Annotated in this window: 19 protein-coding genes and 1 riboswitch; of the genes, 4 read left to right on the forward strand and 15 right to left on the reverse strand. The window is 58.7% G+C overall.

The features are described 5' to 3' along the window. Positions 1-6: 6 nt before the first annotated feature. The 3 genes from MHX61_RS07575 to gndA all read right to left on the reverse strand — a co-directional run bounded on the left by MHX61_RS07575 (position 7) and on the right by gndA (position 3,735). Positions 7-855: a 3-methyladenine DNA glycosylase gene (locus tag MHX61_RS07575; RefSeq protein ID WP_239193893.1), complete on the reverse strand. Its 849-nt coding sequence runs from the start codon at positions 853-855 to the stop codon at positions 7-9. A 19-nt stretch (positions 856-874) separates the two neighbouring features. Beyond that, positions 875-2,173, reverse strand: coding sequence for a DEAD/DEAH box helicase (locus MHX61_RS07580; RefSeq protein ID WP_239193895.1), 1,299 nt, complete (start codon positions 2,171-2,173; stop codon positions 875-877). A gap of 110 nt (positions 2,174-2,283) precedes the next feature. Next, positions 2,284-3,735 carry an NADP-dependent phosphogluconate dehydrogenase gene (gndA, locus tag MHX61_RS07585; protein WP_239193897.1) on the reverse strand — a complete coding sequence of 484 codons (1,452 nt, stop codon included), beginning with the start codon at positions 3,733-3,735 and terminating at the stop codon, positions 2,284-2,286. A gap of 59 nt (positions 3,736-3,794) precedes the next feature. Between gndA and MHX61_RS07590 the strand changes: the two genes are divergently transcribed. Next, positions 3,795-4,241, forward strand: coding sequence for a PaaI family thioesterase (locus MHX61_RS07590; RefSeq protein WP_239193899.1), 447 nt, complete (start codon positions 3,795-3,797; stop codon positions 4,239-4,241). On the opposite strand, the gene MHX61_RS07595 is transcribed toward MHX61_RS07590, so the two are convergent. Both MHX61_RS07595 and MHX61_RS07600 read right to left on the reverse strand, forming a co-directional pair. Continuing rightward, positions 4,238-5,404, reverse strand: coding sequence for a trans-acting enoyl reductase family protein (locus MHX61_RS07595; RefSeq protein WP_239193901.1), 1,167 nt, complete (start codon positions 5,402-5,404; stop codon positions 4,238-4,240). The two genes, MHX61_RS07590 and MHX61_RS07595, sit on opposite strands and share 4 nt — an antisense overlap. Positions 5,405-5,427: 23 nt before the next feature. Then, positions 5,428-6,501 carry a magnesium and cobalt transport protein CorA gene (locus MHX61_RS07600; protein WP_204609105.1) on the reverse strand — a complete coding sequence of 358 codons (1,074 nt, stop codon included), beginning with the start codon at positions 6,499-6,501 and terminating at the stop codon, positions 5,428-5,430. Positions 6,502-6,609: 108 nt separating this feature from the next. On the opposite strand from MHX61_RS07600, the gene MHX61_RS07605 reads away from it, so the two are divergent. Continuing rightward, positions 6,610-7,212 (forward strand): bifunctional 2-polyprenyl-6-hydroxyphenol methylase/3-demethylubiquinol 3-O-methyltransferase UbiG, encoded by a 603-nt coding sequence (locus tag MHX61_RS07605; protein WP_239193903.1) that lies wholly within the window; start codon positions 6,610-6,612, stop codon positions 7,210-7,212. Here MHX61_RS07605 and MHX61_RS07610 read toward each other — a convergent pair. The 4 genes from MHX61_RS07610 to MHX61_RS07625 all read right to left on the reverse strand — a co-directional run bounded on the left by MHX61_RS07610 (position 7,209) and on the right by MHX61_RS07625 (position 11,772). Next, the gene (locus MHX61_RS07610) at positions 7,209-8,744 is read right to left on the reverse strand and encodes a bifunctional hydroxymethylpyrimidine kinase/phosphomethylpyrimidine kinase (RefSeq protein WP_239193905.1); all 1,536 of its coding nucleotides are present in this window, start codon (positions 8,742-8,744) and stop codon (positions 7,209-7,211) included. The genes MHX61_RS07605 and MHX61_RS07610 overlap by 4 nt on opposite strands. After that, positions 8,737-9,366, reverse strand: a complete 630-nt coding sequence (gene thiE / locus MHX61_RS07615) for a thiamine phosphate synthase (protein ID WP_239193907.1) — start codon at positions 9,364-9,366, stop codon at positions 8,737-8,739. Before thiE ends, MHX61_RS07610 begins: the two co-directional genes overlap by 8 nt. Then, positions 9,367-10,179: a hydroxyethylthiazole kinase gene (thiM, locus tag MHX61_RS07620; protein WP_239193909.1), complete on the reverse strand. Its 813-nt coding sequence runs from the start codon at positions 10,177-10,179 to the stop codon at positions 9,367-9,369. Further along, positions 10,167-10,264: riboswitch (TPP riboswitch) on the reverse strand. (Overlaps the previous gene by 13 nt.) Positions 10,265-10,428: 164 nt before the next feature. Beyond that, positions 10,429-11,772: an NAD(P)/FAD-dependent oxidoreductase gene (locus tag MHX61_RS07625; RefSeq protein ID WP_005324756.1), complete on the reverse strand. Its 1,344-nt coding sequence runs from the start codon at positions 11,770-11,772 to the stop codon at positions 10,429-10,431. 233 nt (positions 11,773-12,005) lie between these two features. On the opposite strand from MHX61_RS07625, the gene MHX61_RS07630 reads away from it, so the two are divergent. Beyond that, positions 12,006-13,319, forward strand: coding sequence for a class I SAM-dependent methyltransferase (locus MHX61_RS07630; RefSeq protein ID WP_239193911.1), 1,314 nt, complete (start codon positions 12,006-12,008; stop codon positions 13,317-13,319). 11 nt (positions 13,320-13,330) lie between these two features. Here the strand turns inward: MHX61_RS07630 and MHX61_RS07635 are convergent, their stop codons facing one another. The 4 genes from MHX61_RS07635 to MHX61_RS07650 all read right to left on the reverse strand — a co-directional run bounded on the left by MHX61_RS07635 (position 13,331) and on the right by MHX61_RS07650 (position 16,551). After that, positions 13,331-14,239, reverse strand: a complete 909-nt coding sequence (locus MHX61_RS07635; protein ID WP_239193913.1) for a Dyp-type peroxidase — start codon at positions 14,237-14,239, stop codon at positions 13,331-13,333. 1,086 nt (positions 14,240-15,325) lie between these two features. After that, a complete protein-coding gene (locus MHX61_RS07640; RefSeq protein WP_204611469.1) occupies positions 15,326-15,490 on the reverse strand; it encodes a hypothetical protein in 165 nt (54 codons plus the stop codon). Positions 15,491-15,504: 14 nt separating this feature from the next. Beyond that, positions 15,505-16,206 carry a YceI family protein gene (locus tag MHX61_RS07645; protein ID WP_239193915.1) on the reverse strand — a complete coding sequence of 234 codons (702 nt, stop codon included), beginning with the start codon at positions 16,204-16,206 and terminating at the stop codon, positions 15,505-15,507. Between the two features lie 3 nt (positions 16,207-16,209). After that, positions 16,210-16,551 (reverse strand): hypothetical protein, encoded by a 342-nt coding sequence (locus MHX61_RS07650; protein ID WP_034655353.1) that lies wholly within the window; start codon positions 16,549-16,551, stop codon positions 16,210-16,212. Between the two features lie 130 nt (positions 16,552-16,681). Between MHX61_RS07650 and MHX61_RS07655 the strand changes: the two genes are divergently transcribed. After that, positions 16,682-17,065, forward strand: a complete 384-nt coding sequence (locus MHX61_RS07655; RefSeq protein ID WP_023021567.1) for an RNA polymerase-binding protein RbpA — start codon at positions 16,682-16,684, stop codon at positions 17,063-17,065. A 79-nt stretch (positions 17,066-17,144) separates the two neighbouring features. Here MHX61_RS07655 and MHX61_RS07660 read toward each other — a convergent pair whose 3' ends face one another. Both MHX61_RS07660 and lnt read right to left on the reverse strand, forming a co-directional pair. Next, complete coding sequence (locus MHX61_RS07660) at positions 17,145-18,038, reverse strand: polyprenol monophosphomannose synthase (protein ID WP_239193917.1); 894 nt, start codon at positions 18,036-18,038, stop codon at positions 17,145-17,147. Between the two features lie 5 nt (positions 18,039-18,043). Beyond that, positions 18,044-19,570, reverse strand: a complete 1,527-nt coding sequence (gene lnt / locus MHX61_RS07665) for an apolipoprotein N-acyltransferase (protein WP_255717637.1) — start codon at positions 19,568-19,570, stop codon at positions 18,044-18,046.

The raw sequence follows: 19,570 nt of genomic DNA on the forward strand, positions 1-19,570 counted from the left end.
AATGGCTCATTCTAGCGGGGCAAGTGCCTGATCCATCACAGCGACAAGCCGGTCTCGCAGTGGTTCAGCTTTGTGCGCCAGCGTTCTTTGCCTCGAGACGTATTCGGCCTTGCCCTCAGGTGTTTCGATGGGCACAACGCCAAGTCCCCAATCACGGCAGTCATAAGGGGACGCCTCCATGTCAAGGCTGCGCGCTTCAATCGCCAGATCCAGGCACTCAAGGAAAAGTTCGCCTGGAACCAGTGGTCCCAGCTTCCAGGCCCACTTATATAAATCCATTGTGACGTGTACGCAGCCTGCCTGGTCATTGTCGGGCTGCTCCTCACGATGCAGGACAGTGAGGTTAAGAGGCCGAGCGGGAGGGGTAAAGAACCGAAAGGCATCATAGTGAGAACACTTAATTGAGTGCTCATCGACAACCCGGTTGGTGCCGTCCGCACCGAGCCGCAAGGGCAGCGAATGGCGCGGGGAATCCGTGTGGTAGACCATTGCCCATTCATGCAGACCGAAGCAGTCAAAGTGGGCCGGATTGGTAGCGGAGCGCCGAAGCAGATTAGAAATATACCGAACCGAGTCACCACGACGCTCTAAAAAGCTGCCGAGGTCGACGGTAACGCCGTCTGGGGTGGCGTGGTAATCCCGCCATTCCGCGTGCGGAGGAGTACCTGTTAGCGCAGTTCCTACACCCGGGTGCCAACGCTTTAGGTGAGAAGGCCGTACGGGATAGTACTCAAAGAGAAAATCGAAAACAGGATGGTAGCTGCCAGGATGCCGGAAGCGCTCCAAACGGTCGGTGGCTTGCCTTTCGTGTTCATGCTGTTGAGCACTCCATTCCTCAGGGCTCAAGATGCGCATGAGCGTTTACCTCCTTGATTTAACGGCGTCGGCGGCGGGCGACTTTGCCAGCCGAGCGGTGGCGTTGGGAATTGGACTTCTTGACAGATTTCGCCGGTTTCTTGGGCGAGTCCTGCCCGGGTGGGGGAAGGGCAGGGCCATTGGGTTTGCGAGCGCCCGTAATCTCCTTAAGTATCGGTGCACCCGCAGGATTGTCACGGTGGGAAATATCGTGCTCCGTAGCCGTGACCCCGGCCTTCTTAATGAGAGAGGCTACTTCTTTACGTTGTTCATCCATGACCAAAGTGATCACGGTACCCGCAGCACCGCCGCGTGCCGTGCGGCCGGCGCGATGGAGATAGGCTTTGTGCTCCGCGGGCGGATCGACGTGAACGACGAGTGAAACGTCCGCAATATCGATACCGCGGGCGGCAATATCGGTGGCGACCAAGACTGGAATGCTGCCATCGGCGAATCCTTCGATTGCACGGGTACGCGCGCCTTGGCCTTTATCGCCATGCAATGGATAAGCGTTGATGCCGGAGCGACGCAATTTCTTGACCTGCCTGTCCACGCCGTGCTTGGTGCGCATGAACATGATGGTCTTGCCTTGGCGGGCAGCGATGCGCAGCACCACCTCGTTGCGGGCGGGCCGCTCGCCGACGAAAAAGAGGTGATGGGACATGGAATCCACTGCAGCTTGCACCGGGGCAGTGGAGTGAACCACCGGATCATGGAGGAATTGCTCCACCAGCTTGTTGACGTCGCCGTCGAGCGTTGCCGAAAACAGCAAGCGCTGGCCTTGCGCCGGAGTTAGGCGCAGAAGCTTGCGTACCTGGGGCAAAAAGCCCATATCGGCCATCTGGTCGGCTTCATCCAGCGCAGTGATCTGGACCGCATCCAAATGCAGCTTGCCCTGGTCAATCAAATCCTGGGCACGGCCAGGGGTCGCGACAAGGACATCAACGGGGCGGGCGAGGGAGCGGATATGGTGTTTGATATTTACCCCGCCAACGACAGCGAGCACTCTTAAGCCCAGCGTCGCCGCTGGTACATCAAGACGCTGGTGAATCTGAGTAGCCAACTCGCGGGTCGGGGCGAGGATAAGCGCCCGGGGATGAGCAGGCTTGGAAGCACCAGTTCCGGCAAGGCGGGCGAGCATGGGCAAGCCAAAAGTATAGGTCTTGCCTGACCCGGTAGGGCCGCGGCCGAGTACGTCTTTGCCTGCGAGGGCGTCGGGAATCGCGGCTTTTTGAATAGGAAACGGTTCGGTAATGCCTTCATTGTGCAGAACGTGCACCAGGCGCTGGGGAAGGCCGAGATCGGCAAAGGTAGTCATCGCTTTCCCATCCTATCGGCAGCGTGTCGGATCGCCGCATTCAACAAGAAAGACCTGCTTGGGAAAGTAAAAAGGGGCCCCGAAGGGCCCCTGATCACGTGACTGCGAATCTAGTCGGTCTGGGTCAGGCTGCGGTCACCGGACCACTCAATGTGGAAGGTGCCCGGCTTGTCGGTGCGCTTGAAGGTGTGGGCGCCGAAGAAATCGCGCTGGCCCTGAATGAGAGCGGCCGGCAGGCGCTCGGCACGCAGGCTGTCGTAGTAGGAGAGGGACGACGCAAAGACCGGTGCCGGAAGTCCCAGCTGGGTAGCGGCGACGACCACGCGGCGCCAAGGGTCGATGAGGTCTTCCAGCTCGCCCTTGAAGTAGGGGTCGAGAATGAGGGCGGGCAGGTCCGCATTATTGTCGTAGGCTGCGCGGATGCGATCCAAGAACTTGGCCCGGATGATGCAGCCGCCGCGCCAGATCGTTGCCAGATCGCGCGGGTCAACGTCCCAACCGAATTCGTCGGACCCGGCCTTAATCTCGTCAAAGCCCTGGGAGTAGGCAATGAGCTTGGCGGCATAGAGCGCGCGGCGCACATCCTCGATGAACTCGGCCTTGTCCACGTCCAAGGGCTTGATGGTGCCGGCGGGAAGCTGGCCTTCTTGGGCGGCGCTGCGCTGCGCGGTGGAGGAGGACAGCGCGCGGGCGAAGACGGATTCGGCAATACCGGTAATCGGAACGCCGAGTTCCAATCCATTGATGGCAGTCCAGCGTCCGGTGCCCTTCTGGCCCGCGGCGTCCACGATGATATCGACCAGCGGGGCGCCAGTCTCCGGATCCTTTTGAGCCAGAACCTCGGCGGTGATTTCAATGAGGTAGGAATCAAGGTCGCCGGAGTTCCATTCGCGGAATACCTCTGCGATCTCGGCCGGCTCCATGCCCGCGCCATAGCGCAGCAGCTGATAGGCCTCGCCGATGACCTGCATATCGGCATACTCGATGCCATTGTGGACCATCTTGACAAAGTGGCCGGCGCCGTCTGCACCAATGTGGGTTACACACGGAGTGCCGTCCACGTTGGCAGCGATGGACTCAAGAATCGGGCCGAGGGTCTCCCACGACTCCTTGGGGCCGCCGGGCATGATGGCCGGACCGTTGAGCGCGCCCTCCTCGCCGCCGGAGATTCCGGCGCCGACGAAGTGCTTGCCGCGGGCGGCTACGTCCTTCTCGCGGCGAATGGTGTCAGTGAACAAGGCATTGCCGCCGTCGATGATGATATCGCCATCGTCCATGGCCTCGGCCAGCTGATCGATGACGGCATCGGTGGCCTTGCCAGCCTTGACCATAATGATTGCCTTGCGTGGGCGCTCCAAGGAAGCCACAAAGTCCTCGATGGTTTCCGAAGGTACGAAGTTGCCTTCCTCACCGTGGCCCTCAATGAGTGCATGAGTCTTTTCAGGGCTGCGGTTATACACCGCTACGGTATTGCCGTTGCGGGCAAAGTTACGGGCCAAATTAGAGCCCATGACCGCCAATCCCACGACGCCAATCTGAGCAAGTTCATTCTTATCAGTCATGCTGCCTATCCTACGTCACTAGGACGCGAGGCTGGCATCAATGGCTAGGCTGGTGGACTATGTCGGATACGCAAAAACTCAATGACTTGCTCCACGTCGCGCATACGCGGGTGCTCAATGCAGAAGAACTGGAGTCTCTCAATGCCTTAAACGGCGGCCTTGCGGAATTGCTAGGACTGCAGTTCACCCACGTGGGCCCGCGCGAGGCCCGTGCGAAACTACAGGTGCTGCCGGAGCATCACCAACCTTGGGGAGTAGCCAACGGTGGGTTGTATTGCTCCATCGCAGAAACCGTGGCCTCCATTGCCAGCGTGGCGGCTGCCGACGCCCCCGCAGTCGGCGTCAATAACTCCAGCGACTTCATTCGCTCCACAGGTGAGGGCGAGTTAGAAGCCGTGGCTACGCCAGTTCAGCTAGGCGGCCGCACCCACGTGTGGAGCGTCGAGGTGCGGCAAGGCCGCGAGCTTATCGCCCGCACCACCTTGCGCACTATGATTCTGCGCTAGTTCACCCGAGCGGCGGTAAAAGACATGCCGTGGGCGGAAAGCCGCTCAAGATAGGGCTTTCCAAGTGCGGTGGCCGGGGTGAGTACGCCGCCTGCACGGCCGGCATTAGAGCGCGAATCGAGCAAGCAGAGCGCCGCCTGGCTCAGCATCATTGCGGTGACTTCGTAGCCCGGGTCGCCTTGTGCCGACACAGTTGCTCGCCAGCGTTCGCCGTCTTCGGTAATGCCGTGGTGGCTGACCTGGAAATGCGCGCCCTGCGGCCCGGGTTTGGGCAGGACCTTTTCCACCAGTGGGCGCAGGCGCGACTGAGTGCCATCGAAAAGTAACTTGGTGGCGAGCGCCAGCCCATAGGCGCGGGCGCGACCGGGAAGACCGGTGCCGGCCCACCATGCTTCTTTGTAAAACAGGCGTGTTCCCCACGCGCGCCCCAGCAGAGCGTTAGAGCGGCGCACCACGCGGGTATTGAACATGGACATGAAAAATGGTCCTACCCAGCCCACGCCGTCGACTTCTTTGATTTCGAAGTCATTCTGAAGGCCGTCTAAGCGTGGCCCGGCCTTGGGATCCGGGTCCAGCGAGTAAGGATTGTGCAGGTTGCGGGCTACCTCTTTATCCGCGTGCGCGGCATGCGAGACCTGCAGGGAAGACTCGATGGTGCCTGGCGAGATTCCGCCTTTGAGCTTGTCGACGACCATCTGTACTCGTGCAAACGGCTTTCCTGCTGCCTGGTAGAGATTGAGTATGCCAATATCCGAGGGCACGGAATCAAAGCCACAGGAGTGAACGATGCGCGCACCCGTGGATTGGGCGGTGGCGTGGTGAGAATCGATGCTCCGGCGAATAAAGGGAACCTCACCGCAGAGGTCAACATAATCTACGCCATGGCGCGCACAGGCGGCAACGACGTGGCCGCCATACAGGCTGTAGGGACCCACCACGGTGATTAGTACCTTGGTATTTTCCACCATGTGCTCTACAGCGTCGGCATCATCGGCGGCGGCGATGGCGATGTCCCAGTGCTGATTGAGTTCATCGCGCAGCGCGGCTAGCACCGGTCGGTTCCGGCCGGCCAGAGTCACAGAGGGCGCGTTAATCGAGGCAAGGTAGCGCGCCACCAATTGGCCGACCAGCCCGGTAGCGCCGTAAACAGTGATATCGCTCATAGTGTACGAGCGTACCGGAGGGATTAGAGCCAGTGGTTCTTTCGGAACCAAGCCCACAGGCCCACAACGACCAAGATCATAATGATAATCGCCATGGGGTACCCCAGCGCCCAGTGCAGCTCCGGCATGATGTCGAAGTTCATCCCGTAGATACCCGCCACCAGGGTGGGTGCGGCCCACATGCCAACGACCGCGGAAATGGTGCGCATGTCGGAGTTCTGTTGCATCGTTACCTTGGCCACGGAGGCGTCGATAAGCGAGGTAAGACGCTCATCGAAGCTGGAGACCTGGTCCTTGACCACTAGCTCATGGTCGTTGACGTCGCGCAGGTAGGAGCGCAATTGTTTGGAAATTAAATCCTTGTGGTCAGAAACCATGGACTTCAGCGCCACTGAGAGCGGGTCAATGGCATGCTTCATCTCTAGCACCTCGCGCTTGAACATGTAGATGCGGTCCACATCAAACTTGAGGCTCGGGGTGAAGATTTCTTCTTCCAGCTCATCGACTTCGATGCTGATAAGGCGGGAAATCTCCGAGTAGCGGTCCACCATCATATCCAGGATCTTCCAGGCCATGGCCACCGGTCCAAGCTCCACCAAGTCCTGTTCATCTTCTACCGTATAAGCCAGGTTGGGCAGCTTTGCGCCGTGGCGCACGGTGATGATGAAGTTGGAGCCCATGATCATCTGGATCTCACCGGTGGAAATGATCTGGCGCTTATCCGTGACCTCATCGTGATCGCGGTAGTTCACGGAACGCGCGACCACGAAGAGCTGATCATCGTAACGCTCGAGCTTGGGGCGCTGGTGGGCCATAACGACGTCTTCCACGATAAGTTCATGGATGCCAAACTGGGAAGCCACTTTGGTCATTTGGGACTCGTAGGGCTCATGGAGGCCCACCCAAATAAATCCGCGGCCGTATTCCTCTATGGCTTCCAGCGCGGAGCTGGTGGAATACTCCCCGGGAAGCGCCTCGCCATCCACAAAGACGCGGCAATGTTCGATGGCGCGCTCCGGTGGTACCGGCAGGGAAGTAGGCTTACTAGGAGGCTCGGATTTCTTGCGGCCCCTAAAGGGTGAAGGTACGGATGGCATCTTTTCAGCCTCCTTTGCGCGGTAGTGCGGGTATTTTCCCAATGGGCAGGCAGCGATTTTACGCAGCGGGTAAATCTTACACCGAAGCCGGGTAATATAATCGAATCTATGCCTACGTGGAAAGAAGTAACCGAAGCTAATCCCGAGCACTCCCATAACTTTGCCCGCAAATGGAAGGTGCTTGCCGCACAGGGCAAAGACATCAATGGCGAGGCCCGGCTTATCGACGCCATGGTGGAGCGCAACTCCACCATCCTCGATGCCGGCTGTGGCACCGGCCGCGTCGGCGGCGAGCTGCTTCGCCGTGGCCACAGCGTTGTGGGCGTCGATGTAGACCCCATTCTCATCGAGCACGCTGAGCACGACTTCCCAGAGGGGCAATGGTTCGTGGGAGATCTGTGCGAGGAAGAGGTGCCAGAAGGCCCCTTTGATATCGCCGTGTCCGCAGGCAATGTCATGGGCTTTCTAGCCAAGGACGGCCGCGAGCACGCGCTGCGCAATATCTATAATTCTCTCAAACCCGGTGGTCGCCTCGTCACCGGCTTTGGCGAAGGCCGTGGGTGGGAATTTGCGGATTTCCTCGACATGGCGCAGAAGGTGGGCTACCGAGTCGACTTCACTTTCTCCTCGTGGGACATGAAGCTCTTCTCGGAGCATTCCACCTTCCTCGTCGCCGTTCTTTCGCGCCCTGGCTCCGACCTGCTGGCCTAAAAACGCCTATCGGCTTGGTCGAAGAAGTCGACCTCATGGTGGCTAGCGGTGATATAGGCGCGCTCGGCCCGCAGGCGGGTGCGCTCATCCGCCCCGGCGAGGGCTTGTTCGACGATGTCGAGGCTAGCGCGAACCCCGTTGAGGAAGTCCTCGCCGCCGTACATGGAAAGCCATGAGTGATAGGGGTGTTTGGGGGAATCAAATTCTGCAAGGTGGAGGCCTACCTCTGCATACAGCCAGTAGCAGGGCAGTACCGCCGCAGCACCTACCACGTAGTCATCCGTATGCGTCGAGCGGATAAGGAAATCCGTATAGGCGCTAGTTACCCGGGAGGCTGCGGTCGTGATATTGCTTTCGAGCCAGCCGCGGTGCAGCTCGGCCTCCACCGCCAAGCAATCATGCGCTCCCTCAGCCCAGTGCAGCTGCTGTGCCGCTTCTGGGGCTTGGCTGGCGAGGCGAGCTAACGCCTTGGAATAAGCGTTCAGGTACTGGGCATCTTGGTCGAGGTAGAAGCCAAAGGCATCCTTTTCCAACGCTCCCGTGCCCAAGGCCCGAATAAAGGGCAGATCCTTGATGGCCTCCCAGTATTCCCCGGCTAGGTTCCACAGGCGTTGCGTGTGTGGGCCGGCCGCGGAAACGCGGGGCTGGTCGACGTTTTCCGGTTCTACCAGGTTGCCGGATAAGTACGGCTGGGGCAGGGTAGAGGCAGCCTGCATGAGACGCTGCGAGCGATGCAGGTGGTCCACGGGCCCGTGTCCCTTGCCCACGTGAAGCGCATCCGCATGGGCAATGGCCTCGTGCAGCCATTGGGTGGACCACGTTAGAGCTGCCGCGGGACTATCGCCGGCTCCCAGGCGAGTGGCTAGGGCAGAGGAAAGGGAACAGCCAGTACCATGCGTATTCTTCGTGTCCACACGGCTGGAAGCAACGCGGTGCACGGACCCATCCGTATTGACCACTGCATTGTCGGCAATGTCGGCATCGAGGTGCCCGCCCTTGACGACGACCGCGGTACCAGCACCCTTCGCCCATTCCTTCGCCGTGGCAATGGCCTGCTCAAGATCGCCCGCCTCGTCCGTCTGGGTAAGTACTGCCAATTCCTTCAAGTTGGGAGTGATGAGGTCCACCTGTGAGCAGAGATCGCGCACGGCCTGTTCTGCTTCCTCCTCCAGCAGGCGATCTCCACTGGTAGCCACCATGACCGGATCCAGTACCACGGGAACATCGTCCGGCAGGCGACGCAGGAAGTCTGCGACCTTGGCGGTAATGGCGGCGTCGGCAAGCATGCCAATCTTTACCGCATCAACCTCCACATCGTCGATGACGGAGTCTAGCTGCTCCTGCAGAAAGTCCACCGGTGGTACGTGGACGCTGCGAACGCCCTGGGTGTTTTGAGCCACCAACGCCGTCACCACGCTCATTCCGTAGCCGCCTGCGGCAGAGATGGATTTCAGATCGGCCTGAATTCCTGCTCCGCCAGTGGGATCGGTACCGGCAATGGACAGTACTCGAGGATAGATGCCTTTAGCCATGGAAAGCCTCCTTAAGGTGGGCGGCAGCTGCTGCGGGGTCCTCGGCCGCCATGATGTCGCTGACTACGCAAATTCCGGCAAACTCGCTGCCCGCCAGCTCGTGCGCATTATGGGTCTTGATTCCGCCGATGGCGACGGACTCGATGCCACGCTCACGTGCGGCGTGGGCGAGTGATGCGGCCGCAGCCGTACCCATGCCGGCCGGGGCGTTTTTCTTCGTTGCGGTCGAATGCACGGGCCCGATGCCGATGACATCCGGCAGTGCATCGTCCGCAATAGCAGCAAGCTCGTCGCTACTGCCGATGGATAAGCCAATAAGCTGGCCCTCACCCAGCTTCTCCCGGGCCTCGCGAAAGGCCATGTCATCCTGCCCAATGTGTAGGTGGCAGCCGAGTTTTGCGGCCACTTCTACGCGGTCATTGATAAATAGCGGGACATCGCCCAGTACGCCAAGCAGCTCGCGGGCCGTGCGCTCAATCTGTTCGTCGCTAGCTTCCTTGTCCCGGAGCTGAACAACGGTAACGCCGCCGCGTACAGCCTCCTGCACGATGGAGACCACGTTGTCTCGCCCGCCAGCCAGATCTGGATCGGTGACCAGGTAGAGAGTCCAGTCAATAGACACTTAAACCTCCTCGACGTCAGTGAGCTTGACCAGGCCCTCAATATCCGCCGTTGGGACATCGTAGAGCGCATCCAGCCAAGCAACAGCAAAGGAGCCGGGGGCGTGGTGTTTTTCGGCGGCCACGCTACCTGCCGCGCCAACGTGTGCGTGGGCGGCGATGATCGCTTCGAAAGGATCCTCCCACGCTGCCAGATATGCGGCACAGATAGCACCAAGCGAACAGCCTGTACCGATGACGTTTTGGAGCATCGGGTGCCCCGATTCGAGGTAGACGGCACGAGTTATATCGCCGACATGGACGATAAGGTCCCGCGGGCCGGAAATGGCCACGACGGCGCCGGTATCCCGGGAAAGTGCTACTGCCGAATCTAGGGCGGCTTCCACGCCATCGGTAGATTCGACGCCACGGCCGCCCTGCCCAGTACCTGCGAGGGCGATGATTTCTGAGGCGTTGCCACGAATTGCGCCCGGGCCGAGTGGCAGCACCTCGTGCATGAATTCGGTGCGGTGGTTCAGTCCGCCGGCGCCTACCGGATCGAGTACCCAGGGGGTGTGGGCGGAGTTCGCCCCAGCGATAGCCTCGCGCATGCCGCCGTATTGCTCTGAGCTGGGCGTGCCGCAATTGATGAGTACGCCGCTGGCTACCTGGGCGAATTCGCGCGATTCCTCCGGCGTATCGACCATCGCCGGGCTAGCCCCGATGGCCAGCAGGGCATTGGCGGTGACGTTGCTGACGACCTTATTGGTCAAACATTGAATAAGTGGCGTGGACTCGCGCACAGCGTCGTGTGCGCGCAGAAAAGCATACTCCACAACTATCCCTTCGCTAGTTTTAACTGAGTGCAGGTTCGATGGGTATTTCTCAGCCGCACCGTGTGCGGCACCCCATGTTGCGTGTCTCAGCCTAACAAAGGTCACGGAAACTATGTGCGAAAATCGGCGTCCGGGCTCCCCAGTAGTGGAATCGCCGGCGCTAGCAGCAGATAGCCCGGGAAAATAAAAATCGCCGCCCAGGACCTGCTTTTGCAGCAGGTGGGGCGACGATGTGCGAGCGAGGAGGTATTACTTCTCGTTCTTGTTAATGATATTGCGTGCGATGCGCTGCTGGGTGGTGATCTCCAGGTTGCCGCGATCGCGGGAGAGGATATTGGTTGCCCAGTTAACCAGCACGGCCAAGCGGCTGCGCAGACCAATAACGTAGGTCAGGTGCAGGCCGAGCCATGCTACCCAACCGGCAAAGCCACCGAACTCGGTCTTGCCCAGCTTAACGACGGCGTTGAAGCGCTTGACGATGGCCATGGAGCCCTTGTCAAAGTAGTCGAAGGCTTCCTTCTCGTTTGCGGTAGATTCCTCGTCCACCTTGGCCTGGATGAGCTTAGCGACGTGCGCGCCGCCCTGGATAGCAACCTGTGCCAGGCCAGGCAGGCGGTTGAGGGAGATCATGTCACCGACCATGTAGACGTTGTTGTGCTCGCCCACGGTCAGGTCCTCGTTGACGGAGACGCGACCTGCGCGGTCGGCCTCGACGCCAGCCTGCTCTGCAACCATCTTGCCCAGTGGGGAAGCGGCCACACCAGCGGACCAGATCTTTGTAGCACCCGTCAGGGTGGTCTCTTCCTCGGTCTTCATGTCCTTGTAGGTGACGGTGTCCGCGGTTACATCAGTCACCATCGCGTTCAGGTGAACCTGTACGCCTTCCTTCTCCAAGGTGCGCTGAGCCTTGCGGCCCAGGCGCTTGCCAAATGGCGGTAGTACCTGTGGGGCGCCATCGAGCAGGTAAATCTTGGCCGAGGTGGTGCCGTAGTTGGAATAGACATCGTTGAGGGTACGGTTTGCCAATTCGGCAATCTGGCCGGTGAGCTCTACGCCGGTTGGGCCAGCGCCAACGATGATGAAGGTGAGCAGGCGCTCGCGCTCCGCAGGGTCGTCGGTAAGCTCTGCCTTCTCAAACGCCGAGATGATGCGAGAGCGCAGCTCCAGGGCATCGTCCAAGGTCTTCATGCCTGGGGCGAATTCAGCGAAGTGGTCGTTGCCAAAGTAGGACTGACCGGAACCCGCGGCGACAACCAGGGAGTCATAAGCATAGGTGCGAGAGAACTCGTCTTGCTCGGCGGTCACCGTCTGATCCGCCAGGTTGATATCAGTAACCTCAGCGTTGACGAAGTGGACGTTGTCCTGATCGCGCAGCAGCTGGCGGGTGGAAGGGGCAACCTCACCGGCGGAAATCATGCCGGTTGCTACCTGGTACAGCATCGGCTGGAACAGGTGGTGGTTCTTCTTATCGATGAGGGTGATTTCCACATCGGCGTTCTTCAGCTTCTGAACGGTGTTGAGACCACCGAAGCCGGCGCCAACCACGACGACGTGGTGGCGGCCACCGTTGGGGCGATAAGGGGTATCAGTCATGGATTTAATGCGACCTTCCTTAAGAAAGCTAATGTTTAGTACCCGTACAGTCTAAACACTTCAAACAGAACGCGCATACTTAATGACTGATAAACTTCCGCCGCTGCGTTGCGGTTTCCGTGGGAAGAACCGGCGCGGCTGTCCGGAGCGCCTCAACCGGGGTGCGCACAAAGCTGACTAAGGTTGTTCCGGATAGTGACTTCCTCCGCCCACCAAGGAGCGCACCTGGCATTATGACTTTTAGCCGCCCTGAGCATTTGAGCTCTATCGATGCAGAATCCTGGCCCAATGTGGCTACGGTTCCCGCACCTCGTTGGCCTGGAATGAAAACCCGCCGGGCAGAGGCAGAATTTGCCAAGGCCTGCGATGATGCCGGACTAGAACTAGACCTAGAAGCCGAAGGCGGACCAGATCTCAAGGTGGGGCATGATGCCTTGTTTGAGCGCATTGCCGCTAGCGGTTGGCTGGGATTTGCGGAAAGTTATATGGCAGGAGAGTGGACCGTCGCCTCTTCCTCGCAGCTGGTAAAGGTACTCGGCCGCCTATTGGGAGCAGGCTATCTCCCCAAGGCCAAAATGCTTGGTGCTGGTAAGTCAGAGCCAGGGGAGCTGCCGCTGGAATTGGTTCGACTCTATGCCGGCGATGGATTAAGCCATGTCGGTGGAATTTTCTCCAGTGGTGTACCGACCACCATAAGGGAAACGGTGGAAAGCTATAGCCCCAAGGCTGGCCGCAAGGAGCCGAAGAGCCACTTCGTCGATGTCACGACGCTGAGTGAGCCCACAAGTGTGGACAGAGATGACCTGGGAGATGCGCAGCGCCGCGCGGCGGATTGGCTGCTTGACGTCACCCGTACCGGCGCCGGAACCCACCTGTTGGTGTACCCGGCTGCCGGAATGCAGCCGGCAATGCGGGCGACTAAGCGGCGCGCTACGGTAGACGTTTTGACCAGTGATGTGGACCAAATGAGCCACATGCGCGAGGCCCTCGTACTCGAGGGGGCAGACGACTCCATCCATGTCGAGCGCATTCCCGGCGTCGTCCCGAACCCTAAGCAGTGGCACGGGCACTATGACGCCATCGTCACCGTAGAAAAGGTAGAGCAACTAAGTGCTAGTGAGCGCAAAGAGTATATCCGCGCAGTCGACCGGTTCTTGACGCCTAATGGGCGGGCAGGAATCCAATCCATCGTGGCGACCGAGTCAATGACGGAGGCCGGTAAGGCCTCGCTTCAGGCCTTACGAGCCTATGTGTGGCCGGGGTTGGACTATCCGCGCACCACGGAAATGCACCAGCTAGTAGATAAGTACTCCAACCTGCGCATCGTGTCCGAAACACACGTGGGCACCCATTACTTGGAGTCCTTGCGTCAGCAGCGATCCTTTTTTGACGGGCACCTGCGGGAAGCAGCGGCCGCTGGTTTCGACCCAGTCTTCCGCCGCTTGTGGACCTTCCAATTTGCCCTCCGCGAGGCCCTTATGACGCTCGGGATGATTGACTCGGTGCAATTTGGGTTGGCCCACCGCAACCGCGGGGGCCGGCGTTAGACAGGTGGCCCTTAGGCCGGCGGCAGCTCGTCGAAGTTCTTCATCAGATCCGCGCTGGGCACAAAGAAATTGGTGCCCGTAAGCGCAGTGGAGAAGTCCAAGATGCGGTCGTAGTTTCCCTCCGGCTTGCCAATGAACATATTGCGCAGGCGTTCCATGACGTTTTCTGGGTCCTTGGCATAGCCGATGAAGTAAGTACCCATCTCACCCGCGGCGAAAGAGCCGAAGACCATGTTCTCGCGGTAAATATCTTCCTCAAGGTCATTGAGGGCTACGTGAGAATTAGTGGGCTTGGTATCGTCATCCAACTCGATATCGTCGGCCTTGGTGCGGCCGATGACCTTTTCTTGCTCCTCGGTGCTCAGCTCGTTCCACTTGGCCAGGTCGTGGATATATTTTTGAACGGTGACGTAGGAGCCACGGGGGTAGTCGGCGTCGTCGCCAAGCAGCACGGTATCCAAAGCCTCCTCGGCGAGGGGATTGGCGGTGCCGTCCACAAAACCCAGCAAGTCGCGCTGGTCAAGGTACTTAAAGCCGTGGGTCTCATCGATAACCCTGGCGGCATCGCCCAGCTGATCCAGTACCTGGCGGGCCATCTCGTGGCACAGGTCATAGGTATTCGCACGGAAGTGGAGAAGAATATCGCCTGGCGTGGCCGGGGCCTTATGTGCGGCATCGATTGCCTCAAATTCCTTCAGGCGTTCCGGCATCGGTGCGCTGGTCAAACGTGGCCACATGGAGGCACCAATGCCGACTACGGTATAAAGTTCGCCTTCGTTATAGCGAAAGTTGACGGACTTAAACAGTCCGGCAAACCCCGTGAGCATATCGCGGGTGGCTTGCTCGCCGCCGTCCTTGATTTCAAGGACTAGGAAGAGAGCTGCGCGGGAAGGCTTATCTACTACGTGCTGAATCGTCATGATGTCGATTTTACGCACCCTGTGGAGATCATGTCCGTTCGCCGGCTTGGAATCGCCCCTGATAGAGACCGGCTTGGCCGTTATATGCGCTAGTGTGCATTTTGGTTGAAAACTAACCGATAGCCGGGTGAGAAGATGTGGACATGGATACGAAGAAGCAGAAGAAAAGGAACCGCGCGGATCTTCGTATTATTTGCGCGGAACGACGATTCATATGATGAGTCCTTTGCAGGCGTTGCACTGACGCGCGCCCAAGAAAAAGCCATGGGGCAATGCGTAGACCGCTCGGGGATAACCTGTTGGACTGAAGAAGCACGCCTGCGTGGGTGGAAAGGTTCACTGGATGCAGAACACCATCCGGAAGTGGTTTACCTGGTTTTTAGCGGTGGACACGCGCAGGGATCGGATCCGTCGAGCGCAGAATTCGATCCAGAGCTTAAGGCCGCATGTGCTACGAGAGACCAAGCCGAAAAAGAAGTCGCCCGCGGTATGAGAAATGACGAGAGCTCAATTGTCGTGAAGGAATGGCACATCTGGGAAGCTCCATTCGGGCGCGTGTTGGCAGGAGCAAACGGCAGATGCGAGGTGCAGGTATCAATGTATGGAGTCAGGAACTAAAAGGGGGAATGCCACCCCAAGTTACAATGACATAATGTACATTATCGGACAATTACAGATATCCGGAGGCTATCGTGCGTCGTCTCCATAAGCGCCCGAGTGCTAACACATCTTCCCGGCCCATCTATTGGTTTTCGGTTCAGCTCCCTTAACCCTCCACGCAGCACTACGACGCTTTGCTTGGCGACGCCCCGCGGTCTCTGTCGCGCCATCCGCCAGCCGTCAGGCTCAGGCGCAGGTATCGATTCCGGCTGTAGCTTATTGGAGCCCGGATTTGCGGCGGCCGGGCCCATCAATCTTTCGGGACTTCTTCATTCCGGTGCCAACCTTTGGCGGCGGTGTTTCGCTCGGCGACCGAAAACCTAATATGGGGCGAAAATACGCCCTACTGGCGGGACCAAGTACACCACTATATAACGTCACACTGACGTTATTTGAGGAAGTTCCCCCAACACCGTGAAGGACTAATTATCGGTTCCGGTAAGCGCTCCACAGCTGCCAGATAGTCAACAGTGCCAAAAGAACCGAGATGGCCACAATGACCCACATCTGTTGAACGGCCACGAAAATGGTAAAGCCGATGACGACGATGAGTCGCAGCCACATGAACGGGATAATCTGACGGGAATTCACAGGCTTGGCCTTCGCTAGTTCTTCTCGAAGGAAATGCGGAGATTTACCTCGCCGTTTTCCTCGACCTTCGCGGCGAGCATCTCTGGGGTCTCCACGCCATAATCAAGTCGATCGACTGGCACGGTGCCGCCAATGACGATCTGATCGCCATCGCGAAGAACGTCGAAGTCTTGGGAAATCTCGTGCGTTTCATCCTTGATAGTCAGATCTCCGGTGAGCTTGACTGTGCCAATGGTGCCGTCATCCGGGACGTCGGCAAGCGAGGCTGGCTCGGTGAGCTCAAAGGATGCCACTGGGAACAGCTGGGTCTCAAAGAGCTTGGACTTCATGTTCTGATCGCGGACCTTCTTATCCGTGGTCAGCTCGTCCATATCAACAGTGACCGTGGCGGTTTTCAGAGTGGAATCAGAAATATCCGCCTGGCCGGTTACCTCCGTGGTTGAACCCGATGTGGTGGTCTTTTCCGCAGGTAGAACCTCATTAAAGGTAAAACCAACCGAGGTATGGTTATTAGCACGGCCCTTGGCTACCTCCCAGGTGCCATCGAGCTCCGTTGATGCGGCCTTTGCGCCGTCGGCGGAAACGGGTTCGGTCTTTACTCCGGCGCCCTTGAGGAGCGAATACACCATCGGGCCAATGGCCACGGCGGTGAGCAACACAATCAGCACCACAAAGATGGTGATGACGAGCTTGCGATTATAAAAAAGCTTTTTCATCTTCTATCGAAGTCCTTCTAGGCGTCGCGCCAGGGCAACAAGCTCTTCGCACAAACCGGCAAGCTCCTGCGCACTAGCGCCTTCCTCCGCGGCGGTATTGATATCTTCTGCGGAACAACGTAGTTCAAAAAGTCCGTCGCGCAAACTCTCTGCCTTTTCTGGAGTGAGGATCACGGCATTGGCGGGAATCCCCGTGCCACTGACGTTATTTCTTTGCTCATAAGCACGCTGCTTACAGGAGGCGCTGCAAAACTTCCGTGGCCGTCCCCTACCGCCTTGGTCAATGTCCTTCCCACACCATTGGCAGGAACCGACGTTGCGTTCACGACTAGCTGTACGGATCACCCGATACACTTTAGTCCATTTTGGGCGGGCTGGGAACAAAGACGCGTGGGGGTTCGTTATAATTAGTAGCTCTTAGGCGAAGTTTTGCTTCGCACTCAATCAGGGATCTCTTTGAAAAGGATGATGTTGCATGGCAGATCGCGTACTCCGTGGCAGCCGTATGGGCGCAGTCAGCTACGAAACCGACCGCGACCACGACCTCGCACCGCGCCAGATGGTGAAGTACCGCACCGAAGACGGCGAGATTTATGAGGTGCCTTTCGCGGATGATGCTGAAATCCCTGAAGAATGGATGTGCAAGAACGGCAAGCTGGGCCACCTGGTAGAAGGTGAAGGCGTTGAGTCTAAGCCCGCTAAGCCACCACGCACCCACTGGGATATGCTGCGTGAGCGCCGCTCCATCGAGGAGCTCGATGAGCTGCTTGAAGAGCGCATTAACCACCTGCGCTCCCGCCGCCGTTCCGCAGCTCGCCTCTTGAAGGAACAGCAGGAGCAGCAGCAAAAGAACTCTTAAAGTTCTGCGGCAGCAAAAAGGCCCGTACCTCCCTAGTCTTACTAAGGGACGGTACGGGCCTTATGCGTTGCGGTGGCGCCTACTTCTTGAGCTGCGCAATCTGGTGCTTTGCCAGATGGCCAATCTCGCTGGCGAAGTCAGAAACCCAGCCGGCACCCTTGCGGGCCTGAACGTTTAGGTCATGAATGGAGCCGTCCTTGACTTCACGGTTGACCAACTTGGATACGGCGCCGCCAAAATCCTGCAGCTGCTCAGCGCGATGAGCAACGCCCCACTTGGTTACCTCGAGCAAGGAATCCTTCACGAAGGAACCATCCAGCTTGGACTCGCCATATTCGCGCTCGGTGAAGGTAATGGGAACCTCCCGAACGTCGAAGCCAGCCTTTACGGCACGGAAGGCCAGATCAACCTGGAAGATGTAACCGGCCTTGGATAGCTCATCAAAGTCGATGGACTCGAGCAGCTCGCGGCGGAACGCACGGTAACCAGCGGTCATATCGGACAGGCCAGCGCCCAGCGCTACGGAGATGTAGATATTGCCCAAGCGGGACAGGTACTCACGAGAAGCCGGCCAGTTGACGGTCTCGCCACCCGGGATATAACGGGAGCCGATAACTAGGTCCGCGCCCTTGTCCACCTCTTCCAACAACAGGTGAAGCTGTTCCGGCGCATGGGAGCCGTCTGCATCCATCTCACACAGCACCTGGTAGTCGCGCTCCAAGCCCCACTCAAAGCCGGCGATATAAGCGCCTAGCAGGCCGCCTTTGCCCTCGCGGTGGAGAACGTGGATGTGGTCATCCTGTGCTGCAAACTCATCGGCCTTGTCACCAGTTCCATCGGGAGAGTTATCGTCCACGATGAGGATATGGACCTCTGGGACGGCCTCACGGACGCGTCCAGTAATGAGAGGAAGATTTTCGATCTCCTTATAGGTCGGGATGATGACCAAGGTCGAGGATTCAAGCGTGCTCACAGTGTTTATGCTCCTACGTATGTATCTGTGCCGGAGCGGCGCGGGGTGCGTCGCAGGCGGTTTGTGCGCAAAGCTACCAGTGCGCAGACTGTTCCAATAATAACCATGAGCCATTGCAGGGGCGAACCAAACCTGACGGAAAAGGTCTCGCCGCTACGCAAGGGCAACCGCTCTACCAACGCATCCGGCGTGAAAATCTCCGTGGACTGGCTTACATATCCATCTGGGTGAACAATGGCGGATACTCCGGAAGTCGCCGCCACCACCACGGCTCGGTCCGTCTCCATGGCGCGCAATCGGCTCATGGCTAGTTGTTGGTAGGTCATTTCGGAATAGCCAAAGGTGGCGTTATTTGTGGGAGTAGTCAGTAGTTGTGCACCATTTTTCACCGACTCCCTAAAGGCGTTATCGAAGGAGACCTCGTAGCACGTTGCCACGCCTACCGGCACTCCCGCCATGGAGACAACGCCTGGGCCGTCGCCGGGTTTGAAGTCACCGGCCAGATTCACATAGTCAGAAAATTTGGCAAAGAAATCCCGCATGGGCATAGTTTCGCCGAAAGGCTGCAGGTACTTCTTGTAGTGATGGTCTCCCACCGTATGTCCGGGAGCGAAGACCTGCATGGTGTTGCGTGCTCCCACCTCATCCCGCGTAGCGGTGCCAACCAATACAGGTGCGTCTATCGCATCGACGGCGCCGCTGATCGCCGAGGCTGCCTTGCCGTCACGGAATGGGTTAATATCAGAGGAGTTTTCGGGCCAGATGACTAGGTCAATGTCTTTTTCGCGTGCGGCCAGCTTTTTTGTTTCGGCTACGTGGTTGTTGAGGACCGCTTGGCGTTGCCCGGCAAAATCTAGGCCCATGCGAGGTACATTTCCCTGGATAGCGGCAACCTTTGCTTCCCCGACAGTGGAATCGTCTCGGTTGATGCCAAAGCCTGCCACCGCTGCACTTCCGAGGGGAAGGATAGCCGCCAAGAGAGCGATACCCTTAGTCTTCCACCCGTGTTGGACCAGTAGGCTGGCGAGCCCGCAGCCGCACAGAACCGTGGCTGCGGTAATGAGCGAGGTTCCACCCCACGGAGCCAGGTTGGCTAGCGGTCCGTCGATTTGTCCCCAAGCCAATTTCACCCAAGAAAAACCGCCGAAAGGTACCGAAGAACGCAACACCTCCACCGCGAGGTAGAAGAACGGGAAGACAATAAAACCGTATTTCCACCGCGCTACTGCCGCGCTGCCAATGCCCAGTAGAATTGCGTATACCGAAAGCCATATAGCCAAAGCGATGTATGGGCCGCTGCCTACCAGCTCGCCGATCCAGGGCAGTGTGAGCAGATACAGCACGAGCGAATGTGTTACTGCAAGAAGCGCGCCCACACGGGCGGAAACGTGCCTAGTTCCCCACGGCAGCAAGCTCACGTACAGCAAGCCCACGCCCACAACGGCAGCCCACCACCAGCCACGGGGCTCGATGGCGGCATACGTGAGCAGGCCAGAAAGGCCCGCCACAACGAGGCGGGCAAGAGTCACCAT

This window comes from Corynebacterium sp. ACRPF, assembly GCF_022347395.1.
GTDB lineage: Bacteria > Actinomycetota > Actinomycetes > Mycobacteriales > Mycobacteriaceae > Corynebacterium > Corynebacterium tuberculostearicum_D.

What these genes read in the sequence shown, in the direction of transcription:
- MHX61_RS07655 (WP_023021567.1), top strand. Translation starts at nt 16,682, where the DNA reads ATGGCAGATCGCGTACTCCGTGGCAGCCGTATGGGCGCAGTCAGCTAC.
- gndA (WP_239193897.1), bottom strand. Translation starts at nt 3,735, where the DNA reads ATGACTGATAAGAATGAACTTGCTCAGATTGGCGTCGTGGGATTGGCG.
- MHX61_RS07610 (WP_239193905.1), bottom strand. Translation starts at nt 8,744, where the DNA reads ATGGCTAAAGGCATCTATCCTCGAGTACTGTCCATTGCCGGTACCGAT.
- MHX61_RS07605 (WP_239193903.1), top strand. Translation starts at nt 6,610, where the DNA reads ATGCCTACGTGGAAAGAAGTAACCGAAGCTAATCCCGAGCACTCCCAT.
- MHX61_RS07595 (WP_239193901.1), bottom strand. Translation starts at nt 5,404, where the DNA reads ATGAGCGATATCACTGTTTACGGCGCTACCGGGCTGGTCGGCCAATTG.
- lnt (WP_255717637.1), bottom strand. Translation starts at nt 19,570, where the DNA reads ATGGTGACTCTTGCCCGCCTCGTTGTGGCGGGCCTTTCTGGCCTGCTC.
- MHX61_RS07580 (WP_239193895.1), bottom strand. Translation starts at nt 2,173, where the DNA reads ATGACTACCTTTGCCGATCTCGGCCTTCCCCAGCGCCTGGTGCACGTT.
- MHX61_RS07630 (WP_239193911.1), top strand. Translation starts at nt 12,006, where the DNA reads ATGACTTTTAGCCGCCCTGAGCATTTGAGCTCTATCGATGCAGAATCC.
- MHX61_RS07635 (WP_239193913.1), bottom strand. Translation starts at nt 14,239, where the DNA reads ATGACGATTCAGCACGTAGTAGATAAGCCTTCCCGCGCAGCTCTCTTC.
- MHX61_RS07575 (WP_239193893.1), bottom strand. Translation starts at nt 855, where the DNA reads ATGCGCATCTTGAGCCCTGAGGAATGGAGTGCTCAACAGCATGAACAC.
- MHX61_RS07590 (WP_239193899.1), top strand. Translation starts at nt 3,795, where the DNA reads ATGTCGGATACGCAAAAACTCAATGACTTGCTCCACGTCGCGCATACG.
- MHX61_RS07625 (WP_005324756.1), bottom strand. Translation starts at nt 11,772, where the DNA reads ATGACTGATACCCCTTATCGCCCCAACGGTGGCCGCCACCACGTCGTC.
- MHX61_RS07600 (WP_204609105.1), bottom strand. Translation starts at nt 6,501, where the DNA reads ATGCCATCCGTACCTTCACCCTTTAGGGGCCGCAAGAAATCCGAGCCT.
- MHX61_RS07645 (WP_239193915.1), bottom strand. Translation starts at nt 16,206, where the DNA reads ATGAAAAAGCTTTTTTATAATCGCAAGCTCGTCATCACCATCTTTGTG.